17 protein-coding genes and 2 riboswitches are annotated in these 20,316 nt (G+C 75.8%); of the genes, 5 read left to right on the top strand and 12 right to left on the bottom strand.

What is annotated here, in order from left to right:
- Window positions 1-61 precede the first annotated feature (61 nt).
- From FYW99_RS20385 to rpe, 4 genes are all read right to left on the bottom strand, one after another.
- Window positions 62-1,351: a bifunctional 3,4-dihydroxy-2-butanone-4-phosphate synthase/GTP cyclohydrolase II gene (locus FYW99_RS20385; protein ID WP_150253642.1), complete on the bottom strand. Its 1,290-nt coding sequence runs from the start codon at window positions 1,349-1,351 to the stop codon at window positions 62-64.
- Window positions 1,352-1,443: 92 nt separating this feature from the next.
- Window positions 1,444-2,076: a riboflavin synthase gene (locus FYW99_RS20380; protein ID WP_150253641.1), complete on the bottom strand. Its 633-nt coding sequence runs from the start codon at window positions 2,074-2,076 to the stop codon at window positions 1,444-1,446.
- Between the two features lie 119 nt (window positions 2,077-2,195).
- A riboswitch (FMN riboswitch) is annotated at window positions 2,196-2,326 on the bottom strand.
- Window positions 2,327-2,480: 154 nt separating this feature from the next.
- The gene (locus tag FYW99_RS20375) at window positions 2,481-3,503 is read right to left on the bottom strand and encodes a phosphatase PAP2 family protein (protein ID WP_190394751.1); all 1,023 of its coding nucleotides are present in this window, start codon (window positions 3,501-3,503) and stop codon (window positions 2,481-2,483) included.
- A 208-nt stretch (window positions 3,504-3,711) separates the two neighbouring features.
- A complete protein-coding gene (gene rpe / locus FYW99_RS20370; protein WP_150253640.1) occupies window positions 3,712-4,383 on the bottom strand; it encodes a ribulose-phosphate 3-epimerase in 672 nt (223 codons plus the stop codon).
- Window positions 4,384-4,680: 297 nt separating this feature from the next.
- On the opposite strand from rpe, the gene FYW99_RS20365 reads away from it, so the two are divergent.
- Both FYW99_RS20365 and FYW99_RS20360 read left to right on the top strand, forming a co-directional pair.
- Entirely contained in the window at window positions 4,681-5,073 is a 393-nt protein-coding gene (locus FYW99_RS20365; protein WP_150253639.1) for a hypothetical protein, read from the top strand.
- A 3-nt stretch (window positions 5,074-5,076) separates the two neighbouring features.
- Window positions 5,077-6,015 (top strand): hypothetical protein, encoded by a 939-nt coding sequence (locus FYW99_RS20360; protein WP_223839304.1) that lies wholly within the window; start codon window positions 5,077-5,079, stop codon window positions 6,013-6,015.
- A gap of 49 nt (window positions 6,016-6,064) precedes the next feature.
- Here FYW99_RS20360 and FYW99_RS20355 read toward each other — a convergent pair whose 3' ends face one another.
- Both FYW99_RS20355 and fmt read right to left on the bottom strand, forming a co-directional pair.
- Window positions 6,065-7,534, bottom strand: a complete 1,470-nt coding sequence (locus FYW99_RS20355; RefSeq protein WP_150253638.1) for an RsmB/NOP family class I SAM-dependent RNA methyltransferase — start codon at window positions 7,532-7,534, stop codon at window positions 6,065-6,067.
- 68 nt (window positions 7,535-7,602) lie between these two features.
- Window positions 7,603-8,538, bottom strand: coding sequence for a methionyl-tRNA formyltransferase (gene fmt, locus FYW99_RS20350; RefSeq protein ID WP_150253637.1), 936 nt, complete (start codon window positions 8,536-8,538; stop codon window positions 7,603-7,605).
- A gap of 111 nt (window positions 8,539-8,649) precedes the next feature.
- On the opposite strand from fmt, the gene FYW99_RS20345 reads away from it, so the two are divergent.
- Entirely contained in the window at window positions 8,650-10,983 is a 2,334-nt protein-coding gene (locus tag FYW99_RS20345) for a primosomal protein N' (protein ID WP_150253636.1), read from the top strand.
- Between the two features lie 125 nt (window positions 10,984-11,108).
- Here the strand turns inward: FYW99_RS20345 and FYW99_RS20340 are convergent, their stop codons facing one another.
- The 6 genes from FYW99_RS20340 to FYW99_RS20315 form a co-directional block, all read right to left on the bottom strand.
- Complete coding sequence (locus tag FYW99_RS20340; protein ID WP_150253635.1) at window positions 11,109-11,648, bottom strand: DinB family protein; 540 nt, start codon at window positions 11,646-11,648, stop codon at window positions 11,109-11,111.
- A complete protein-coding gene (locus tag FYW99_RS20335) occupies window positions 11,639-12,346 on the bottom strand; it encodes an SAM-dependent methyltransferase (RefSeq protein ID WP_190394738.1) in 708 nt (235 codons plus the stop codon). The genes FYW99_RS20340 and FYW99_RS20335 overlap by 10 nt, the downstream gene beginning before the upstream one ends.
- Before the next feature lie 475 nt (window positions 12,347-12,821).
- Window positions 12,822-15,476, bottom strand: coding sequence for an FtsX-like permease family protein (locus FYW99_RS20330; RefSeq protein ID WP_150253633.1), 2,655 nt, complete (start codon window positions 15,474-15,476; stop codon window positions 12,822-12,824).
- A complete protein-coding gene (locus FYW99_RS20325) occupies window positions 15,473-16,288 on the bottom strand; it encodes an ABC transporter ATP-binding protein (protein ID WP_150253632.1) in 816 nt (271 codons plus the stop codon). The genes FYW99_RS20330 and FYW99_RS20325 overlap by 4 nt, the downstream gene beginning before the upstream one ends.
- On the bottom strand, window positions 16,285-16,554 hold the full coding sequence (locus FYW99_RS20320) for a hypothetical protein (protein WP_150253631.1): 270 nt from the start codon (window positions 16,552-16,554) through the stop codon (window positions 16,285-16,287). The genes FYW99_RS20325 and FYW99_RS20320 overlap by 4 nt, the downstream gene beginning before the upstream one ends.
- A 256-nt stretch (window positions 16,555-16,810) precedes the next feature.
- The gene (locus FYW99_RS20315; RefSeq protein WP_150253630.1) at window positions 16,811-18,160 is read right to left on the bottom strand and encodes an aminotransferase class V-fold PLP-dependent enzyme; all 1,350 of its coding nucleotides are present in this window, start codon (window positions 18,158-18,160) and stop codon (window positions 16,811-16,813) included.
- A 61-nt stretch (window positions 18,161-18,221) separates the two neighbouring features.
- A riboswitch (SAM riboswitch) is annotated at window positions 18,222-18,336 on the bottom strand.
- A 214-nt stretch (window positions 18,337-18,550) separates the two neighbouring features.
- On the opposite strand from FYW99_RS20315, the gene FYW99_RS20310 reads away from it, so the two are divergent.
- Both FYW99_RS20310 and FYW99_RS20305 read left to right on the top strand, forming a co-directional pair.
- On the top strand, window positions 18,551-18,946 hold the full coding sequence (locus FYW99_RS20310; protein WP_150253629.1) for a DUF3870 domain-containing protein: 396 nt from the start codon (window positions 18,551-18,553) through the stop codon (window positions 18,944-18,946).
- The gene (locus tag FYW99_RS20305) at window positions 18,943-20,262 is read left to right on the top strand and encodes a CaiB/BaiF CoA transferase family protein (RefSeq protein ID WP_394350369.1); all 1,320 of its coding nucleotides are present in this window, start codon (window positions 18,943-18,945) and stop codon (window positions 20,260-20,262) included. Before FYW99_RS20310 ends, FYW99_RS20305 begins: the two co-directional genes overlap by 4 nt.
- Window positions 20,263-20,316 lie beyond the last annotated feature (54 nt).

Raw genomic sequence — 20,316 nt, 5'->3', positions numbered from 1 at the left:
GGGGCGGCCCCGGGGAGCGCCGCGCGCGGGGCTGCCGGTCGGCCGCGCCGGGAGGCCGGGGTCAGCGGACGACGCCGGTCAGGTCGTGGCCCATGCGGTCGCGCTTGGTGCGCAGGTAGTCGATGTTGTCCTCGGTGACGAAGGAGGGCATCGCCACCCGCTCCTTGACCCGCACCCCGTGGTGCTCCAGACCCTCGGCCTTGGCGGGGTTGTTGGTCAGCAACCGCACCGACGACACGCCCAGGTCGGTCAGGATCTGCGCCCCGGCTCCGAACTCGCGCGCGTCGGCGGGCAGGCCCAGGCGCAGGTTGGCGTCCACGGTGTCCGCCCCCTCGTCCTGGAGGCTGTAGGCGCTCAGCTTGTGCAGCAGGCCGATCCCCCGGCCCTCGTGGCCGCCCAGGTAGACGACCACCCCGCGCCCCTCCTCGGCGATGTCGGCCATGGCGGCGTCCAGCTGGGCGCCGCAGTCGCAGCGGTGGGAGCCGAACGCGTCGCCGGTGAGGCACTCCGAGTGCAGGCGCGCCAGGACGTCCGTGCCGTCGGTCAGGTCCCCGTACACCAGCGCGACGTGCTCGGCGCCGTCGGCGGCGCCCCGGTACCCGACCGCGCGCCACTGGCCGTACCTGTTGGGCATGCGCGTCTCGACCACGCGGGTGACCAGCGGCGGGTGGGCCTCGGCGTCGGTGAGCGCCTCGCCCAGGGCCTCCCGGTACGCGGCGAGCTGCTCGACCGAGACCAGCTTGAGGCCGTGCTCGTCGGCGAACGCGCGCAGCCGCGGCAGGCGGGCCATGGTGCCGTCGTCGTTGACGACCTCGGCGAGCACGCCCGCGGGGCGCAGACCGGCCAGGCGGGCGAAGTCGACGGAGGCCTCGGTGTGTCCGCGCCGGGCCAGCACGCCGCCCGGGCGGGCGCGCAGCGGCAGGACGTGGCCGGGGCGCACGAAGTCGGCGGGGCGGCTGCCCTCCGCGGCCAGCAGGCGGATGGTGCGGGCCCGGTCGGCGGCGGAGATCCCCGTGGTGACGCCCTCGCGCGCGTCCACGGTGACCGTGTAGGCGGTGCGCAGGCTCTCCTCGTTGCGCGCGGTCATCAGCGGCAGGTCGAGGCGGTCCAGGTCCTCGCCCTCCAGGGGGACGCACACCACGCCGGAGGTGTGGCGGATCATGAACGCCAGGAGTTCGGGCGTGGCGAGCTCGGCGGCGAAGATGATGTCGCCCTCGTTCTCGCGGTCCTCGTCGTCCACCACCACGATGGCCCGCCCCGCGGCGAACTCGGCGACGGCCTCCTCGATCGGGTCGAGGACGACGGCCTGGTCGATCGGTGTCGTGGCCGGGGTGGGCTCGGTGACGGTCATGTCCGCTCCCTGGGGTGCGTCGTGGATGTGGGTGCTGGGGCGGGCGGCGGCCCGCCCGCGCGGGTCCGCCCCCTCGCGCCGTGCGCGGGCGCTCACGCCCGCGGGCGGACCGCCGCCACGGCGGTGATCCTCTCGACGTACTTGGCGATGACGTCCACCTCGATGTTCACGGTGGCGCCGGTGGCCAGGCCGCCCAGGGTGGTCGCCCGCAGGGTCTCGGGGATGAGGCTGACCTCGAAGAACTCCTGCTCCGCGCCGGGCTCGCTGACCGCGGAGACGGTGAGGCTGGTGCCGTCGACGGTGATCGAGCCCTTCTCGACCACGTACGGCGAGAGGTGTGCGGGCAGCCCGAAGCGCAGAACGTCCCAGTTGTCGCCGGGATTCCGGGAGACCAGGGCGGCGGTGCCGTCGACGTGGCCCTGGACGATGTGGCCGCCCAGGCGGCCGTCGGCGCGGGCGGCGCGTTCGAGGTTGACGGGGGAGCCCGGGACCAGGCCGCCGAGGTTGGAGCGGTCCAGCGACTCCTTCATGACGTCGGCGGTGAAGGCGCCCTCGCCCCGGTCGACCACGGTCAGGCACACGCCGTTGACCGCGATGGAGTCGCCGTGCCCGGCGTCCGAGCTGACCAGGGGGCCTCGGACGGTGAGCAGCGCGGCCTCGCCCGTGGTGCCCGCGGCCTGGATGGAGACGACCTCGCCGAGTTCCTCGACGATTCCGGTGAACACGTCCTTGCCTTCCCTTCGCCTGGTGGCTCCGGGGTGAGGGGACGCGTGGAGAAGGGTCCACGAACAGGACGGCACCGGGGCCGCGCGTCAGCGGACGCGGGCGGCCAGGGACCGTCCCGACACGTACTGCCTCCCATCCGGACTTTCACCGTCGGTACCGGAATTCCACCGGTTCAACCGGCCGATGGACTCGGCCGGGTCGCGGACTGTCACCGCCGGTTCGGAATTACACCGACCCCGGAGCACGTGTTGAACTTGCTGGTAGGGATCCTAACCCCTCGTCAACAGGAGCGCCTAGCCGGTGTGACGGGAATCATCCGGCCCCGTCGCCGTCGGCGGAGACGGCGCGCGCTCGGGTTGGCGGCCCCGGCGGGCGTGTCGCCGCGGCCATGAGCCCCGCCCGCTCAGGGGGTTTCGGCCGCGGTTTCGGGTCTGGTGGCCAGGCCGCTGCGGACGAAGGCCTCCGGGGCCAGGAAGGAGGCCCAGAAGGTGATCGCGCCGTAGGCGACGAAGGACACGGCGGCGTCGGCGAGTCCGGTCAGGTGGCCGAAGAGCACGCTCACGAACACCTGTACCAGCACGATCACCGAGACGCCGAGGACGAAGCGGGCGGCCCGGGAGGCCAGGGTGCCCGCGGCGCTGTACCAGCCGCGCCGGGCGAGCAGGGTGAAGCCCACGAGCCCGCCGAGCAGGGTTCCGGCCACCGTGTACAGGCCGGTGAGGGTCTCGGCGGCCGGGTCGGCGGGGACGGCGCCGATCCACTCCTCGGGGACCGTCCAGTCGCCGCGCACCAGCAGCTGCCACAGGGTGGCCGCCAGGCAGGGCAGCAGGGCGGCGGCCAGGGCGTAGCCCACCCAGCGGGCGGTGCCCAGGCCCAGCCACCAGGCGGTGACGCGCTCCTCCCAGCGCAGGACCGCCCACAGCAGTGCGGCGCCCACCAGCAGCCCGGCCGCGACGTCGCTGACGAAGTGCGCGCCCAGGTAGACCCGCGAGAGCGAGACGAGTGCGATGACGGCGGCCACCGCCCACAGCGCGGCGCGGCGGCCGGACCTGATCCCGAGGTAGCCCCAGGTGACGGTGGCGCCCTGGGTGTGCCCCGAGGGGATTCCGAAGCTGTCCGAACTCGTGTGGGCCGTGACGCGGGCGTCGAACCAGGGGGGCCGGGCCCCGTAGAGCACGGACTTGAACAGCTGGTTGACCACTCCGGAGGAGGCCACCACGACGAACAGGCGCGCTCCCAGGCCGGGGTTGACGCACCAGAAGACCAGGGTGAGGGCGAGGATGACGAGGGTGTGGGAACCCAGGTGGGTGACCAGGCCCAGCGGATGGGCGAGCCAGTCCCCCAGGCCCTGGAGCCAGAGGATGGGGACGGTCTCCGCCTCCCACAGCGCGTCCATGGCCAGGTGTTCGACGGTCCAAGCGTTCAACGCGTACTCCCGGGGGTCCGCGCCTGGCAACGCGCTCACGCCGCGCCGCTCCCCCACGCGCGCGGAGGCGGAGGGGAAGACGGAGCCGCGACCAAGCGAGATTCACGACTACGAGTCGCACAGCCTAGGGGGAGGCGCCGGGCGGGGCCAGCGGTGGGCGCAACCGTGTCGCGATCGTTGCTCAGACGGACGTTCGGTGACGGTGGGGTCAGGGCCTCGCGGAGGCCCCGGCGGCGAGGGCGCGCAGGGACTCCACGGCCTTGGCCGGGTCCTGGGCCCCGTAGACGGCCGAACCGGCGACGAAGACGTCGGCTCCGGCCTCGGCGGCCCGCTCGATGGTCTCGTCGCTGACGCCGCCGTCGACCTGGAGCCAGACGGAGGCCTCGCGGCTGTCGAGGATCTCGCGGGCGCGGCGGATCTTGGGCAGGACCACGTCGAGGAACCTCTGCCCGCCGAAGCCGGGCTCGACGGTCATGAGCAGGAGCATGTCCATCTCGCCGACGAGGTCGGCGTAGGGCTCGACGGCCTCGGCGGGGTTGAGGGCCAGGCCCGCGCGGGCGCCCAGGCGGCGGATCTCGCGCAGCGTGCGCACGGGGGCCCCGGCGGCCTTGGCGTGGATGGTGACGCTGCCCGCGCCCGCCTCGGCGTAGTCCGGGGCCCAGCGGTCGGGCTCCTCGATCATCAGGTGGCAGTCCAGGGGGGTGTCGGTGGCCTTGAGCAGGGACTCCACGATGGGCAGGCCGAGCGTCAGGTTCGGGACGAAGTGGTTGTCCATGACGTCGACGTGGAGCCAGTCGGCGGACGGGGACACGGCGGCCGCTTCGTCGGCGAGGTGCGCGAAGTCGGCGCTCAGGATGCTGGGTGAGATCTGGATGGCCACGCGTGCAGTGTAGCCACGGCGAGCGGGGCGAGTGGCCGGGGTGCGGAGCCCGGAACTGCGGGGACGCGGGGAGGACGCGGAGGAGCGGTTTCTCTCCCCTCGTTGCGTGGGGATGACTCCGTAGCGGATCTTTACGACGTAGATTACAAATCGCCCTTTACGGACATGGAGACTGGCCGAGAGGAGTGGGGGGAGAGGGCGCCCGCGCGCACCGGGAACGGCCCCCGGGGAGGTGGGGCCCGTGCCAGGTGCCGTGGCGGGCGCCCGCGCGAGAGCGGCCGGAAGGACGGGAGATCCGTGAGCGAGGACACCGCGACGGGGCTGGGCGTGGTCTGCGAGCACGCCCGCGACATCCGCTACCGGCTGGAACGGGTGCCCGGCGGGCCCGCGCTGGTCGACGCGGTGCTCGGGGCCGCACGCGGCGGCGGGGACGCGTCGGCGGAGCTGGCCCGGCTCCAGGAGGCCCTGGTCGCCCTCGACGGGCGCGGGCTGACCGCCCACGCCGACGGCGTGCACCGGGTGGGGTCCGGGGGCGCGGGGGTGGCCGGGATCGGCCTGCCCCGCCCCGCCTTCGCCCTGTACGGGTGCCCCCAGGGCCGGTGCGCGCGCACGTGGGAGCCCACACCGGCCGAGGACGTGCCGGTCTGCCTGGTCAGCGGCGCCTCCCTGCGCCCGCCGCGGGGGCGGTAGGCGGTGGGCGACCTGTGGGCGGAACTGGGCCGCAGGCTCACCGAGCGGTGGGCCAGCGCCCTCGCGCTGCCCGGCGCCCTCTACCTGGCGGTCGCCACCGCCGCGTACGCCCTCGGCTGGTCCGGGGCGTGGGACGTGGGACACCTGGCCGAGCGGGTCACCGGCTGGGCCGCGGACCCGCGCGTGGACACCCTCGGCGGCCAGGCCCTGGTGCTGGCCGCCGTGCTGGCCGGGAGCACCGCCGTGGGCCTGGTCGCCCGGGGTCTGGGCTGGCTGGTCGAGCGCCTGTGGACGGCCGCGGACTGGGAACGGTGGCCGCCGCCGCTGCGCGGCTGGACCGGGCGGTGGGTGCGGTCGCGCCGCGCGAGGTGGGACCGGCTGCGGGGGGAGGCCGAGCGGGCGCGGCGCGGGGGCGGTGAGGAGGCGTTCGCGCAGGCCTACGACCGCATGGCGCGGCTCTCCCCCGAGCGGCCGGAGCGTCCCACCTGGTGCGGTGACCGGCTCGGGGCCGTGCGCACGCGGCTGGCCCGCGACCACCGCGCGGACCTGGCCGTGCTGTGGCCGCACCTGTGGCTGGTCCTGCCGGAGGAGGAGCGTGTGGAGGTCACCGGAGCCCGCGAGGACCTGGCCCGCGCCACCGGACTGACGGCGTGGGCGCTGCTGTACCTGCCGCTGACCGTGTGGTGGTGGCCCGCCGTGCTCGTCGCGGCCGCCGCGGCGGGGATCGCGTGGGTGCGTGCCCGGTCGGCGACCGGGGCCTACGCCACGCTGGTGGAGGCCGTCGTGCGCCTGCACGCGGTGGAGCTGGCCGACCGCGCGGGGGTGGTGCACGACGGGTCGTTCAGCGGGGAGCTGGGCGAGCGGTTGACCCTGCGCCTGCGCGCGAGCATGCCGCCGGTACCCGCGCCTTCACCCCCGCCCCGGCCGGACGGCGGCGCCTGAACACCGCGCGGGCGCCCCCGGACGGGTCGCGGACGCCCCCCGTGCGGGCTCAGGTCTGCTCGGACCTGCGCAGCAGCGCCAGGAACATCGCGTCGGTCCCGTGCACGTGCGGCCAGAACTGGGCGTACCTTCCCTCCGGACCGGCCGCGAGGTCGGGCACCCCGTCCAGGTAGTCGGCGGCGCGCAGCAGCGTGAGGTCGTCGCGCTCGGAGAGCACCCGGCGCACGGTTCCGTCGGTCTCGTCCAGGTGCGGCGAGCACGTGACGTAGGCGACCACACCGCCGGGGCGCACGGCCTCGACCGCGCTCACCAGCAGGCCGTGCTGGAGCGGCGCCAGATCGGCGGCCGACCTCTCGGTGCGCCGCCAGCGCGACTCCGGGCGTCGGCGCAGCGCGCCCAGGCCCGTGCACGGCGCGTCCACCAGCACCCGGTCGAAGGCCCCCGGACGCCAGGCGGGCCTGGTCCCGTCGGCGACCACGACCCGGCCCGCGTCGCGCGGGGAGCGGCGCACCGCACCGGCCACCAGCCCGGCCCGCGCGGGCTGCACCTCGGCGGCCAGCAGGCGGGCGTCGCGCTGCCCGGCCAGGGACGCCAGCAGACCGGCCTTGCCGCCCGGCCCAGCGCACATGTCGAGCCAGCGCTCGTCGTCGCCGTGGGTGTCCACCCTGGTCAGGGCGAGGGCGACCAGCTGGCTGGCCTCGTCCTGCACCGCGGCCCGGTTCTGGTGCACCTCGCGGATCGCCGCCGGGTCGCCCTCGGGCAGGTAGGCGGCGAACGGCGAGTAGCGGGCCTCCTCGGCACCGGAGGCCACCAGGTCGGCGACGGTGGAGCGGCCCGGCTTGGCCACGAGGGTCACCCGGGGGCGCTCGTTGTGCGCGGCGAGCAGGCGCTCGGTCTCGACCAGCCCGCCGGCGGACCGCTCCCCCAGTGCCCGGGCCAGCTCCTTGACGATCCAGCGCGGGTGGCTGTGCACGACCGACAGGTACCCGCTGGGGTCGGTGGCGCGGTCGGGGGCGACCACGGCCGTCCACGCGTCCAGGTCGCGGGCGGAGACCTTGCGCAGGACGGCGTTGACGAACCGGCCGCGGTGGTGGCCCACGACCCTGCGCGCCAGGTCCACGGTGGCGCTGACCGCGGCGTGCGGCGGGATCTTGGTGGACAGCAGCTGGTGGGCGCCCAGGCGCAGCAGCGGCAGCGCCTCGGTGTCCACGGAGGCGAGCGTGCGGTCCACGCAGGCCTCCAGGATCGCGTCGTAGGTGCCCTGGAGACGCAGGGTCCCGTAGGTCAGCTCGGTGGCCAGGGCCGCGTCGCGGCCGCTGATGCCGCGTTCGCTGAGCAGGGCGGGCAACAGCAGGTTGGCGTAGGCGTCGCGCTGGCCGACCGCGCGCAGCACGTCGTAGGCGACGCGGCGGGAGGGGTCGCGGGGCGGGGACTGTCCGTCCCCGCCCCGGCCGCCGCCCTGCGCGGGCTTCCCGCCGCGGCGGGGACGGCGGTACGGGGATCGGGACTGCTCGCTCAACGTGTGCTGCCTCAACAAACCGGGGACGGGACCGGCGGGCTCACCCGCCAGGTCGAGACTACGGCAGCTCAGCGCCCCAGGCGGTCCTCGTCGCCGGGACGCACGCCGCGCGCCCAGTCGACCGCGGCCATGGCGCGCTTGCCCTGCGGCTGTACCTCGCCCAGGACGACCGGGTGGGTGGCGGTCCCGACCAGGACCCGCTTCTTGTCGGCGTGCAGCTGGCCGGGGTCGAGCGCGGGTGTGTCGGCGTCGGTGAGGGGGGTGACCGGGCCCACCTTGAGGCGGCCGCCGCGGAAGGTGGTCCAGGCGCCCGGGGCGGGGGTGCAGGCGCGGGCCGTGCGGTCCACGCGCAGGGCGGGGGCGGTGAAGTCGAGTTCGGCGTCCTCGGGCGTGAGCTTGGAGGCGTGGGAGACGCCGTCGGCGGGCTGCTCGACCGGGCTGAGACGGTCGGCGGCGATGCCGTCGACCGTGCGCACGAGGAGTTCGGCTCCGGAGACGGAGAGCCGTTCCAGGAGTTCGCCGCTGGTGTCGGTGGGGCGCACGGTCTCGGTGAGGGTGCCGTAGACGGGACCGGCGTCGAGTTCCTTGACGATCCGGAAGGTGGACGCGCCGGTGATGTCGTCGCCGTGCAGGACCGCGTGCTGGACGGGGGCGGCGCCGCGCCAGGCGGGCAGCAGGGAGAAGTGCAGGTTGACCCAGCCGTGGCGGGGGATGTCGAGCGCGGACTGGGGGAGCAGGGCGCCGTAGGCGACGACGGGGCAGCAGTCGGGGGCGATCTGCGCCAAGCGCTCCAGGAACTCGGTGTCGCCCGCCTTGGCGGGTTTGAGGACCTCGATGCCCTCGCTCGCGGCGAGTTCGCCGACCGGGCTGGCGGAGACCTTCCGGCCGCGCCCGGAGCGGGCGTCGGGGCGGGTGACCACGGCGGCGACCTCGTGGCCGGAGTCGATCAGTGCGCGCAGGGACGGTACCGCCACCTGCGGTGTTCCGGCAAAGACAAGCTTCAACGTGGGTTCCCCTCCACCGCGGTCTGTCGGTTCCCCAGTTCTACCAGTGGCACCGGGCCGCGCCGCCCGGTGCGCGGGGCGGTGTCGCACGGTTCTGGTAGACAGAAGGGGATGACAGCGCAGCCCGGTCAGCCCGACGGGGTCCTCTTCGACCTTCCGGAACAGGAGAAGGCCACGGCTCGGGCGGCAAGCAGGTCCCGCCGCCCGGCCCCACGCAGGCCCGCCGAGCGGCTGCCCGTCGCGCGCGTGGTCGTGGACACCCCGCTGCCCCACCTGGACCGGTACTTCGACTACCGGGTGCCCGCCGACATGGACGAGGCGGCGGTGCCCGGCTGCCGGGTGAAGGTGCGGTTCAACAACCGCCAGCTGGGAGGGTTCCTGGCCGAGCGGGTGGAGACCTCGGAGTTCTCGGGGCGGCTGGCGTACCTGGAGGCGGTCGTCTCCCCCGAACCCGTGCTCACCCCCGAGATCCTGGGGCTGGCCCGCGCGGTCGCCGACCGCTACGCGGGCACGCTGAGCGACGTGCTGCGGCTGGCGGTGCCGCCCCGCCACGCCCGCGTGGAGAAGGAGGCGGCGAAGGCCGCGGAGAAGGCGGGGGCCGGCGCGTCCACGGAGACAGCGGGGTCCGGCGCGGATCCCGGGACGGCGGGGACCGGCGCGCCCCCGGAGACAGCGGGGACCGGTGCGGCCCCCGGGACGGCGGGGACCGGGGCGATCCCGGGCGACGCTCCGGCCGGGACGGACCCGAACGCCCCTCCGCCAAGGGCGTCCCCCGGCCCCGGGCCGGACACCGCTGGCGCCCCGCGGGCGTCCGCAACCGTGGCGGACGCGCCCCCCGGGGTGGCAGCGGCACAGGATGTCACCGAGGCGAATCCCGGACCCGGACCCTGGGCGGACTACCCCGAGGGCCCCTCGTTCCTGCGCGCGCTGCGGGCGGGCCAGCCCGCCCGTGCGGTGTGGAACGCCCTGCCCGGCACCGACTGGGCGGACGCGGTGGCGGTCGCCGCCGGGGAGACCCTGGCCGCCGGGCGCGGCACCGTGGTCGTGGTGCCCGACGGCCGCGACGTGCAGGCCGTCGACCAGGCCCTGGAACAGCGCCTGGGCGAGGGCCGGTACGTGGCGCTCACCGCCGACCTCGGACCGGCCGAGCGTTACCGGCGCTGGCTCTCGGTACTGCGCGGCGGGGTCCGGGTCGTGGTCGGCACGCGCGCGGCGGTGTTCGCGCCCGTGCGGGACCTGGGGCTGGTGGTGCTGTGGGACGACGGCGACGACGTGCACGCCGACCCGCACGCCCCCTACCCGCACTCGCGCACGGTGCTGTCGATGCGCGCGCACCGGGCCGGGGCCGGTGCCCTGATCGGCGGGCACACGCGCACCACCGACGCCCAGCTGCTGGTGGAGTCGGGGTGGGCGCACCCGCTGGCCGCGGACCGGGCGACCCTGCGCCGCCGCGCGCCCGTGGTCCGGGCGGCCGGGGACGACCGGGAGCTGGCCCGCGACGAGGCGGCGCGGTCGGCGCGGATGCCGAGCGTGGCCCTGCGCGCGGCCCGCGAGGCCGCCCGGACCGGCCCGGTGCTCTTCCAGGTCCCGCGCCGGGGCTACCTCAACACGCTGGCCTGCGCCGGGTGCCGCGAACCCGCGCGCTGCGACTCCTGCCGGGGCCCGCTGGCCGTGCGCGGTTCGCACGCCATGCCCTCGTGCGGCTGGTGCGGCCGGGTCGCCGGTCAGTGGGCGTGCCCGGAGTGCGGCGTCACCCGCATGCGCGCCGTGGTGGTGGGCGCCCGCCGCACCGCCGAGGAGCTGGGCCGCGCGTTCCCCTCGCTGACCGTACGCACCTCGGGCCGCGAGGACGTGCTGTCGCGGGTGGCGGACGCGCCGTCGCTGGTGGTGGCCACACCGGGGGCCGAACCGGTGGCCGAGAACGGGTACGCGGCGGCGGTCCTGCTGGACGGCTGGGCGCTGCTGAACCGGATGGACCTGCGCGCCTCGGAGGAGGCGCTGCGGCGCTGGTTGAACGCGGGGGCCCTGGTGCGGCCGGGCGGCACGGTGGTGGTGTCGGCCGACGCCTCGCTGCCGGTGGTGCAGTCGTTCGTGCGGTGGGACCCGGCGGGCTTCGCCGAGCGCGAGCTGGCCGAGCGCCGCGAACTGGGGTTCCCCCCAGCGGTGGCGATGGCCTCGGTCACCGGCGCCCCCGAACACGTGCGCGAGCTGCTCGACCAGCTCGAACTGCCCGAGGGCACCGAACTCCTGGGGCCGGTGCCGGTGGGCGCGGACCGGGCGGTCGGCCCGGACGGCGCCCATCCCCCGGAGCGCGCGCTGCTGCGGGTGCCCCGGGGCGGGGTGGGCGCGCTGTCCCGGTCGCTCAAGGCGGCGGCCTCGGCGCGCAGCGCGCGCCGCGACGAGCACCTGGCGCAGGTGCGGATGGACCCGCTGCACGTGGTCTAGCCGTGCACGGCCGGGAGTGTTCCCGGTGTGACCCAAGCGGCCCTGACCTGCGGTGATCTTGTACTTATAGCGAGTTTGGGCGCTCGAGCCCCGCTATAAGCACAAGACCACGGTGTGGGGGCGGCTCAGCGGCCGTACTCCGCGCGGTACAGGTCGCGCAGCGCGGCCACCTCCGCCGCGTGGTGGATGACCTCCCGGTTGACGTGGAGCACGAGGGCGACCATCGGGAAGTCCTCCCACTGGGGCGCCTCGGCGCTGCGCACCGGCGCGGCCAGGCCGCTCTCGCCCAGCTCCTGGACGTGCGAGGTCCAGGCCGTGTAGGCGTGGCGCAGCCGCTGCCGGGCCTCGGCGGCGGTCGCGGGCCAGTCGGCGTTCTCCCGCGTGGCGGTGCGGTCGCCGAAGTGCCAGTTGACGCGGGTCTCCAGGACCTCGACGACGATGTGCCCGAGCCGCCAGGCGATGGTGGTCACCGGCGGCGGTTCGGGTTCGGGGACGGCCGTGTCGGGCCGGTGGCGCCCGTCCGGCCCCTCGCGCACGGTCCAGGCGCCGGGCACCGGCATCCAGTGGAACTCCTCGTCGGTGAGCCCCTCCAGGCGGGGCCACAGGGAGAAGTCCCAGTAGAACCGCAGCTGCGCCAGGACCTCTCCGGTCCAGTTCACCGCCACCTGCGGACGCCCCCTCCGCGGCCGGGCGCGCGGCCCAGCCCGGCGAGGACGCCGGTGCCCGGGTCGGGCACGTCCTCGTCCGGGTAGGGCCACCACCGCAGGTCGGCCACCCCCGGTTCGATCGGCTGGAAGGGGGCGAAGGCGCGCTCCACCGCGGCACGGGGCGCCGGGGAGGTGAGCGCGAGGTAGCCGCCCCCGCGCATGAGGGCGTGCAGGCCGTCGATCCCGGCGGGCGGGTCGTCCGCGGTGAAGGGGCGGGTCATCAGAACGGCGACGGGCTCGTCGAAGTCGACGAGCCCGGAGGTGCCGAGACGGCGCAGGAGCGTGTCCGTGCCGGATCCGTCACCGGAGAGCACGGAGGCCCCGGCGGTGGAGAGCATGCCCGCGGCGCCGTGGGGGGCGACGTGGACGACCGAGGCGTCGGGGGCGGCGGCGTGCACCCGCTCGGCGGTCCCGGGTACCGGGCACCCCCAGTCGACGAACTGGCGTACGCCCGCGTCGGCGGACAGGTAGTCGACCGCGCGCCCCAGGAAGGCCTGGTGCAGGCGGGTGTGCTCGGCGTGCCGCGGGTCAGGACGCTCGCCCGTGCGGGAACCGAGGTCGACCACGCCGGAGCGTTGACCGGGGACGGGTACGGCCCCGCGCCCGCGGAGCACGGCCGTGAGCCGACCCGTCTTGGGTCCTCGGACGTTGGTCACGTTCACGCTCCCCCAGCCGGTTCGCTCGCGGGAGGCAGACGCTCGGCGGAGCGGGCCGGTCGGGCCCGGACAGCGTCGCGCCATGCCGTCAGGGCCCGATGGTACCCCCTGCGAAAGTGATCCTCGGCACACACATGGGTGTTATGCGCCCTATTTCGCCCTTTGGGGCCTCCTGGGGCGCAAGTGTTTCTGGTGAACGAACCCGACTCCGCGGACGGGGAGGGAGCGTCACGCCCCGCTCCACCGTGATTCCAGCAGGTCACCGCCCTGTGCCCTCGGGAAGGTCTTCCGACACGGCCGGACGGTCCCGAAAAGCACGCTTTCCTCAGTTTTCTGGGAAGCGGCCCCGTCCCGTGCCAGAGGCTCCCGTCCGGCCACCGGCCACCCGTCCCGAGAGCTGACCCGTGGTGGAAGGGCCCGGCCCTCCACCACGGAAACCGTCCCCCGTCGGAGGGCACCCGTCAGGCCCCCAGCGCTACCGGTCGGCGGTCAGCCTCCTGGCGGGGAGCTCCGCGCACAGCCAGGACACCACCGCGACCACCAGCACGGTCGCGGGCAGCAGCCAGAACGGGCCGCCGGGCCACGGACGCCCCAGGAGCCCCATCCCCGCGAAGGCGAGCGGGACCGCCGAGGCCAGGACACCGGCGACGACCGCGCCGACCGCGATCAGGGCGGCCTCCCTGCGCAGCAGCGACCGGACCTGCGCCGGGGTCATGCCCACGGCACGCAGCGCGTCCGTCTCCGCACGGCGGCGCAGTGTCTGGGCGGACAGGCGGTTGGCCACCGAGAGCAGCACGTACCCGGCCAGGCAGAGCAGCACCACGAGGTTGAGCACCGTGTTCGCCGCGAGCCCGGACCCGGCCTCGTCCGGGGCGGCGTCGGTGACCTCCACCCCCGGGTGGGCCGAGGCCAGGCCGTCGAGGGCCTCGCGGACCTCGGGCTCCCGTCCGGGTTCGGCGAGCACCCGCAGTTCGGCGGGCAGGTCACCGGTCAGATGGCCCCGGGCCAGGTCCCGCGAGACCAGGGCCCGGCCGAAGCCGAGTTCTCGCTCGTACAGCGCGACCACCTCGGCGCTGACCTCGCTCCCGTCCCCCATCCGGAACGTCACCGTCTGCCCCGGCTCCGCGTCGAGGGAGCGCGCGGTCTGCGCGCCCAGCGCGACGGTGTCGCCGGTCAGCGCGCCCAGGTCGCCCTCGGTGACACCCACGTCGACGACCTCCGGGGCGCCCGGCCCCAGGACCAGAGCGGGTACCTCCTGGTGCAGCGCCCCCTCCTCGAACGGCATCTCGGTGGTCCACACGAGGGTGGTCGGCGTGGCGGTGACGGCCGCGGCGACGGACGGGTCCTGCCGCACGGTCTCGGCCAGCCCCCGCGGAAGCCCGCCGAGCGCGGGCGCGGTCAGCGTGCTCGCGGCCAGTTCGCCTTCCTCGCGCTGCTCCGTCTGCGCGGTCAGCAGCGTGGTGTTGACGTAGCCCTGGCTGAGGGCGAAGGCCACCAGCATCGCCAGCGCGCTGACCGCGCCCGCCACCCGGTGGGAGTGACCGTGCAGGTTGCGCACCGCCAGCCAGGTCAGGGCGGAGGAGTGTGCGGGCAGGCGGCGGCCGAGCGCACCGCTCACCGCCCGCAGCAGGGCGGGGCCGACCAGGGCCAGTCCGACCACCGCGAGCAGGCTGGCCGAGGCCGGGCCGACCGCGGCCATCTCGTCGCCCAGCACCAGCGCCGGAACCGACGCCCCCACCGAGGCCAGGAGCAGTGCCGCCCCCGACCAGGTCCGCGCCCGGCCGGGAACGCGCGGCTCGACGACGGACCCGGCGAGCGCGTCGGTGGGCGGCGCGTCCGCGGTCCGGCCGACCGCGGCCAGCGAGGCCAGCCACACCGCGAGCGCCATCAGCACGACCGTGGCCAGGGCGGGCAGCGGTCCGAGCACCGGAGGCAGGCCCGGCGGGACCAGGCCCAGGGACGCGAACCAGTCCAGCGCGACCCCCGCCAGCAGGTAGCCCCCGCCCACACCGAAGGGCAGGACCGCCAGGGCGACGAGGAGGTTGGGGACGGCGACCAGGCGGCGGACCTGCCGGGGCGTGGCGCCCACGGCCCGCAGCAGCGCCAGGTCGCGGCGCTGGGCGGCCACGGAGACCGACAGCGCTCCGGCGACGGTCAGGCCGATGGTCATCACCAGGACGCCGCCGAGCGAACCGGCCACCGCGACCAGGACACCGCGTGCGGCTCCGGCGGCCGGGGACTCGGCGTCGCCGATCCGGTCCCCGGTCCGCACGAGCGCGTCCTCGCCGGCCAGGGCCTGCTCCACCGCCTCGGTGAGCCGCTCCTCCGACACGTCGGGCGCGGCGCGCAGGGCCACCAGGTCCACGGTGCCCCCGCGGGGACCCTCGGTGCGTCCGGCCAGGTCGGCGGCGGTGTCGTCGGCGAACAGGACCACGGTGGCGCCGGTGTCCAGCACCCCGGAGAGCCGGTGGTCGCCGGTGCGTCCCGCAGCGGTGACCCGCACCCGGTCGCCGACCCCGGCACCAGCGGCGGCTGCCGTGGCGGCGTCCAGGGCCACCTCCCGCGTTCCCTGAGGGGCCTCCCCCTCCAGGGAGGCGTCCTCCAACAGTGCGGCGGAGGACCAGCCGTGGCCGGTGGTGCGGGGATCGGCTCCCGTGACGACCCCGTCCCCGGTGTGCACGGCGGCCGGGAACCCGACGTCTCCGACGGCGGTGCCGACCTCGGGCAGGGCGGCCAGCCGGGCGGTGAACTCCTCGGGCAGTCCGGCCCGCTCGGGCAGTGGCAGGTCCAGGTCCTCGGCCTGCTCGACCGTCTGGGGCGCGGTGACCACGGCGTCCGCGCCCCGGAGCCGTTCGGCGGGGACCGACGAGCGCACCCCGGTGTCGGCGAGCACGCCGCCGACGGTGACGAACACCGATCCGCCCAGGACCGCGACGGCGACGGCGGTCAGCACCCCGGCACGGCCGCGCGCCAGCTTCGGCGCGAGGGGGCCGCGGCCGCCGACGGGGTTCGGCGCGACGGGACCAGGGGGCGGTCCGGGATCGGAGGCGGGACCGGAGCCGGAGTCGGGGCTCTGACCGGGAGCAGGTCCCGAACCGGAGAACGGACCCGGACCGGGGGTCGCCGTCATCGGTCCGCCTCCGCCCCGGCCGTCTCCAGGGAGGCCAGGTGTTCGGCCAGGTCGGACGCGGAGGGGGCGTGCAGGACGTCGGCGAGGCGGCCGTCGGCCATGACCGCGGTGGCGTGCGCCCGGGCGGCGGCCTTGGGGTCGTGGGTCACCATGACCACGGTCTGGCCGAGCTCGTCCACGACCTCCCGCAGCAGACCCAGGACGCTGTCGGCGGTCGCGCCGTCGAGCGCTCCGGTGGGTTCGTCGGCGAAGACGATGTCGGGGCGGGAGGCCAGGGCGCGCACGATCGCGATCCGCTGCTGCTGGCCGCCGGAGAGCTCCGTGGGCCGGTGGCGCAGCCGCTGCCCCACTCCCACCCGGCCGACGAGCGCGCGCAGCCAGCCCTGGTCGGGGGTCCGTCCGGCCAGGCGCAGCGGCAGGGTGATGTTCTCCTCCGCGGTGAGGGTGGGCACCAGGTTGTAGGACTGGAACACGAAGCCGACCCGCTCGCGGCGGAACTCGGTGCGCCGGGGCTCGCGCAGGGTGCTGATGTCGGTGCCGCCCACCACCACCGAGCCCGAGGTGGGGCGGTCCATGCCGGACGCGCAGTTGAGCAGGGTGCTCTTGCCCGATCCGGACGGCCCCATCACGGCGAGGAACGATCCGCGGGGAACCCCCAGCGACACCCCGGCCAGCGCCGAGACGGCGCCCTCGCCGTCGGAGTAGACGCGGTGGACGTCGGTGAGCCGGACGGCCTCGCCTTCGGCGTCCGGACCGGTGGGGCCCGGTGCGGTGAAGGCCGGGGCGGTGGCCGCCCCGTTCGCGCCGCTCAACGGTCGCCCCTGCGGGCCAGGACGATCAGCGCGGTGAGCGAGGCCAGCGCGGTGAGCCCGAAGGCCGACCCGACCAGCGTGTGGCCAAGCAGGGACAGGGTTCCGTTGGCCGCGGCGGACCCGGCGAGGACGACGCCGAGCAGGGCCAGGAGGGCCCTGCGGGCGGGTGTACGCCGGGGTCGGGAGGGCGCGGGGAGCGGCTGCGGAACGGAGGGCGACGGGGCTCCGGCGGTCGGAGCGTCGATGCGGTAGGGGTCGTCGGGCACGGTTGCTCCCTGGGTTCGGCGGGTGGCTGGACACGGCCGGTGTAGCGCCCGCCGTGTCGTCTCCGACGCTACGGAGCCGCGGCCCGCCGAAACATCCCGCCCACCCGCCGACCCCTGCTACAGCCAGCTGTAGCAGCGCTGCCCCGGACCCTTGTGACCAGCCGCCACACGCGCTCCCGCCATCACGGTGAGCGCACTGTGCCGCACCACCGCACCGCCGCAGGGTCCGGCGGGACGGCTCCGTCCGCGGCTCCCGTCAGAGCACCCGCACGGGGTCGGGCACCGGGGCGAGGCGGCCGTCGCAGTCGGCGTACTCCCAGCGCGGTCCGCGGGCCACGAGTTCGGCGACCGCGCCGACGAGGCGGTCCACGTGCTCCCGCGTGGTGCCCACCCCCAGGCTCGCCCGCACCGCCTGGGCGTGGCCCCGGGGCAGCAGGTGCCGGGTGAGCGGGTGGGCGCAGAACAGGCCGTCACGCACCCCGATCCCGTACTCGGCGGACAGGGCGGCGGCCAGCAGGTCGGCGGGCAGGCCGTCCACGGTGAACGACACGATGCCCACCCGCGGGTGCTCCCCGCCCCACAGGGTCAGCTCGGTGACGCCGTCGACCTCGGCCAGCCCCGCGCGCAGCCGCTCCAGCAGCGCCGACTCGCGGACGTGCAGGAGTTCCTGGGTGGCGGGGGCGAGGGCGTCGCAGGCGGCGGCCAGCGCCACGGCGCCCAGCACGTTGGGGCTGCCCGCCTCGTGCCGCGCGGGCAGGTCGTTCCACACCACGTCGTGCTCGGTGACCAGCCGTGTGGCCCCGCCGCCGGACAGGTAGGGCGTGGCCTCGCGCAGCCAGTCGGCGCGACCGGCCAGCACCCCGGAGCCGAAGGGGGCGTAGAGCTTGTGGGCGGACAGGGCGACGTAGTCGGCGCCGGTCGCCTCCAGGCTGAAGGGCAGGTGCGGCACGTACTGGGCGGCGTCCACGACCACGCGCGCGTCCTCGGCGTGGGCGGCCTCCACCAGTTCCTCCACCGGCCAGATCTCGCCGGTGACGTTGGAGGCGGCGGTCACGCACAGCAGGCGCGGGCCCTCGGGGGCCCCGCGCAGCGCGGAGCGGGCGGCCTCCACCGCGTCCTCCGGGGAGGCGGGCAGCGGCAGGCGCACCACCCGACCGGCCCGGGCGGCGGGGTGCTCCCAGGGCAGCAGGCTGGCGTGGTGCTCGGACTCGAACACGACCACCGTGCAGCCCTCGGGCACCGAGCGGGCCAGCAGGTTGAGGGCGTCGGTGGTGCCGCGCACGAACACCACGGCGTCGGCGGGCTGCGAGCGCACGCCCACGAAGCGGGCGACGCTGCGGCGGGCACGCTCGTAGGCATCGGTGCTGACCTGGGAGTGGTGGCCCGCGCCGCGGTGCACGCTGGCGTAGTAGGGCAGCGCCGCGGACAGGGCCTCGGCCACCGGGGTCAGACACGGGGCGCTGGCCGCGTAGTCGAAGTTGGCGTACTCGACGCGTTCGCCGGTGACCAGGGGGACGCCCTCGTCGGAGGTGACGACGGTGCACGCGGCGGTGTCGGCCGGGGGCGCGGCGCGACGGGCGGTGTGGACGGTAACGGCAGTGGTCATGGGGGCACCTCTCCTGTGGGTCGTGGGACCCGCGGAGATGTCACTCCGGCAACGCCTCAGGGGTCCGCGCTTGTCCGACACGGTCGTGTCGGGACCTGGTCCTCACCCGGGGCACCCCACCGCGGTAGGAGGGTTGCCGACCAGCTAGCCGGGGCTTGACGCTGGTACTCGTGACCTGCGAGGCAGACTAACACAGCCGTCCGGCGCGCGGCAGGGGGGCGGTGTGTGGCCCGGACCACCGCCCCGCTTGACAGCGGCGCGCGCGGTGGGGACATACTTGTGCCTGCCTGCCCTCACGCCGCGGGTGTCCGGTTTCCCCCGGCCGCCCTCCAGGCGCGAGACTCCAGAGCATCGGAGTTTTCGCGTGCCCGTGAGCGAGAGGTGTCCACCTTGTACGGCGACGACCGTATCCAGCAGGTCCTGCGCAATCCCAGGGTCGTCCTGGTGTCCGGCTACGCCCGCCTCCCCGACTCGGTGGCGAGCCACTCCCAGTACCAGCGGCTCGGCGTCGTGCTGGCCGTGGACACCGCCGACGGGCGCGTCGTCGCCGCGGACACCACCCTGCTCACCGAGCTGGCCAGGGACTTCTTCCGTGCCCTGGTCGAGGGGGCGTCGGTGACCGGGGACGTCGCCGAACTGGTGCGGCGGGTACAGACCCGCTACGCGGGCCAGTCCGGCGCCGCGCTGACCACCGCCCTCCGCCGCTGTCTGGAGACCTACGCCCAGCTGCGGGAGGGCGACCAGTTGCCGGGAGACCCCGGGGACGGGGAGGAGGCGCTGTCGTGACCGACGACCTTTCCGGAAACGGGGCCCGCACCGAAGCCGGAACCGGCGCCGGGTCCGAAACCAGGCCCGAGACCGGGGCCGAGCACCGGACCGCGCCGCTGCCGCTGGCGGGCGTACGCGTCGCCGACCTGTCCCGCGTGCTGGCGGGCCCCTACGCCACCATGCTGCTCGCCGACATGGGCGCCGAGGTGGTCAAGGTGGAACAGCCCGGACGCGGCGACGACACCCGCTCCTGGGGTCCGCCCTGGGCGGGGGAGGCCGGAACCGGGGGGCACGGCGAGGCCGCCTACTTCCTGTCGGTGAACCGCAACAAGCGCAGCCTGGCCATGGACCTGAAGGATCCCGAGGGCCTGGCCGCGGTGCAGGAGCTGTGCGCGGCCTCCGACGTGGTCATCCAGAACTTCCGGCCCGGGGTGATCGACCGGCTCGGGCTCGGCTACGAGGCGGTCAGCGCCCGCAACCCGGCCGTCGTGTACTGCTCGGTGAGCGGATTCGGGCCCGAGCACGAGCCCGCGACGCGCCCCGGCTTCGACATCGTGGTGCAGGCCGAGAGCGGGCTCATGGCCACCACGGGGCCAGCGGAGGGACCGGCGAGCAAGGTGGGCGTGGCCCTGACCGACGTGCTCACCGGGCTCAACGCCGCCGTGGGCGTCCTGGGCGCGCTCATGCGGGCCCGTGTCACCGGGCGCGGGGAGAACATCAGCGTGTCGCTGATCAACTCCACCCTCTCCGGGTTGGTCAACCTCACCCAGCAGGCGCTGGTGACGGGGACCGAGCCCGCCCGGGTCGGCAACGCGCACACCACGATCGTGCCCTACCAGGCCTTTCCTGCGGCGGACGCCGAGATCGTCGTCGCCGCCGGGAACGACGCCCTGTACCAGCGTCTGTGCGCGGCCCTGGACCGCCCCGACCTGGGCGCGGACCCGCGCTACGCCACCAACCCCGGCCGGGTGGCGCACCGGGACGAACTGGTCGGCGAACTTTCGGCGACCCTGCGCTCCCGGCCCGCCGACCACTGGATGGAGCTGCTGGTGGGGGCCGGGGTACCGGTGGGGCGGGTGCGCGGGGTGCTCGACGCGCTGCGCACCGCCGACGCCAGCGGCGACGACGTCCTGCGCACCGTGAAGCACCCCACCGCCGGGCTGCTCGAACAGGTCCGCGCGGGGTTCCGCCTGGAGGGCACCCCGCCGCCGCTCACCGCGCCGCCGCTGCTGGGGCAGCACTCCCGGCAGGTCCTGGCCGAACTCGGCGTCGACGGGGCCAGCGTGGACGCGATGGTCGCGCGCGGCGCCGTCCAGCAGCCCGACCCGGCCTGACAGCGGCGATTCGCGCGCTGGACCGGCACGGCCCCAGCGCGCGGCCGCGCCGCG

It is taken from the genome of Nocardiopsis deserti (assembly GCF_008638355.1).
Taxonomy (GTDB): domain Bacteria; phylum Actinomycetota; class Actinomycetes; order Streptosporangiales; family Streptosporangiaceae; genus Nocardiopsis; species Nocardiopsis alborubida.
This window is presented reverse-complemented; position numbering and strand designations above follow the sequence as displayed.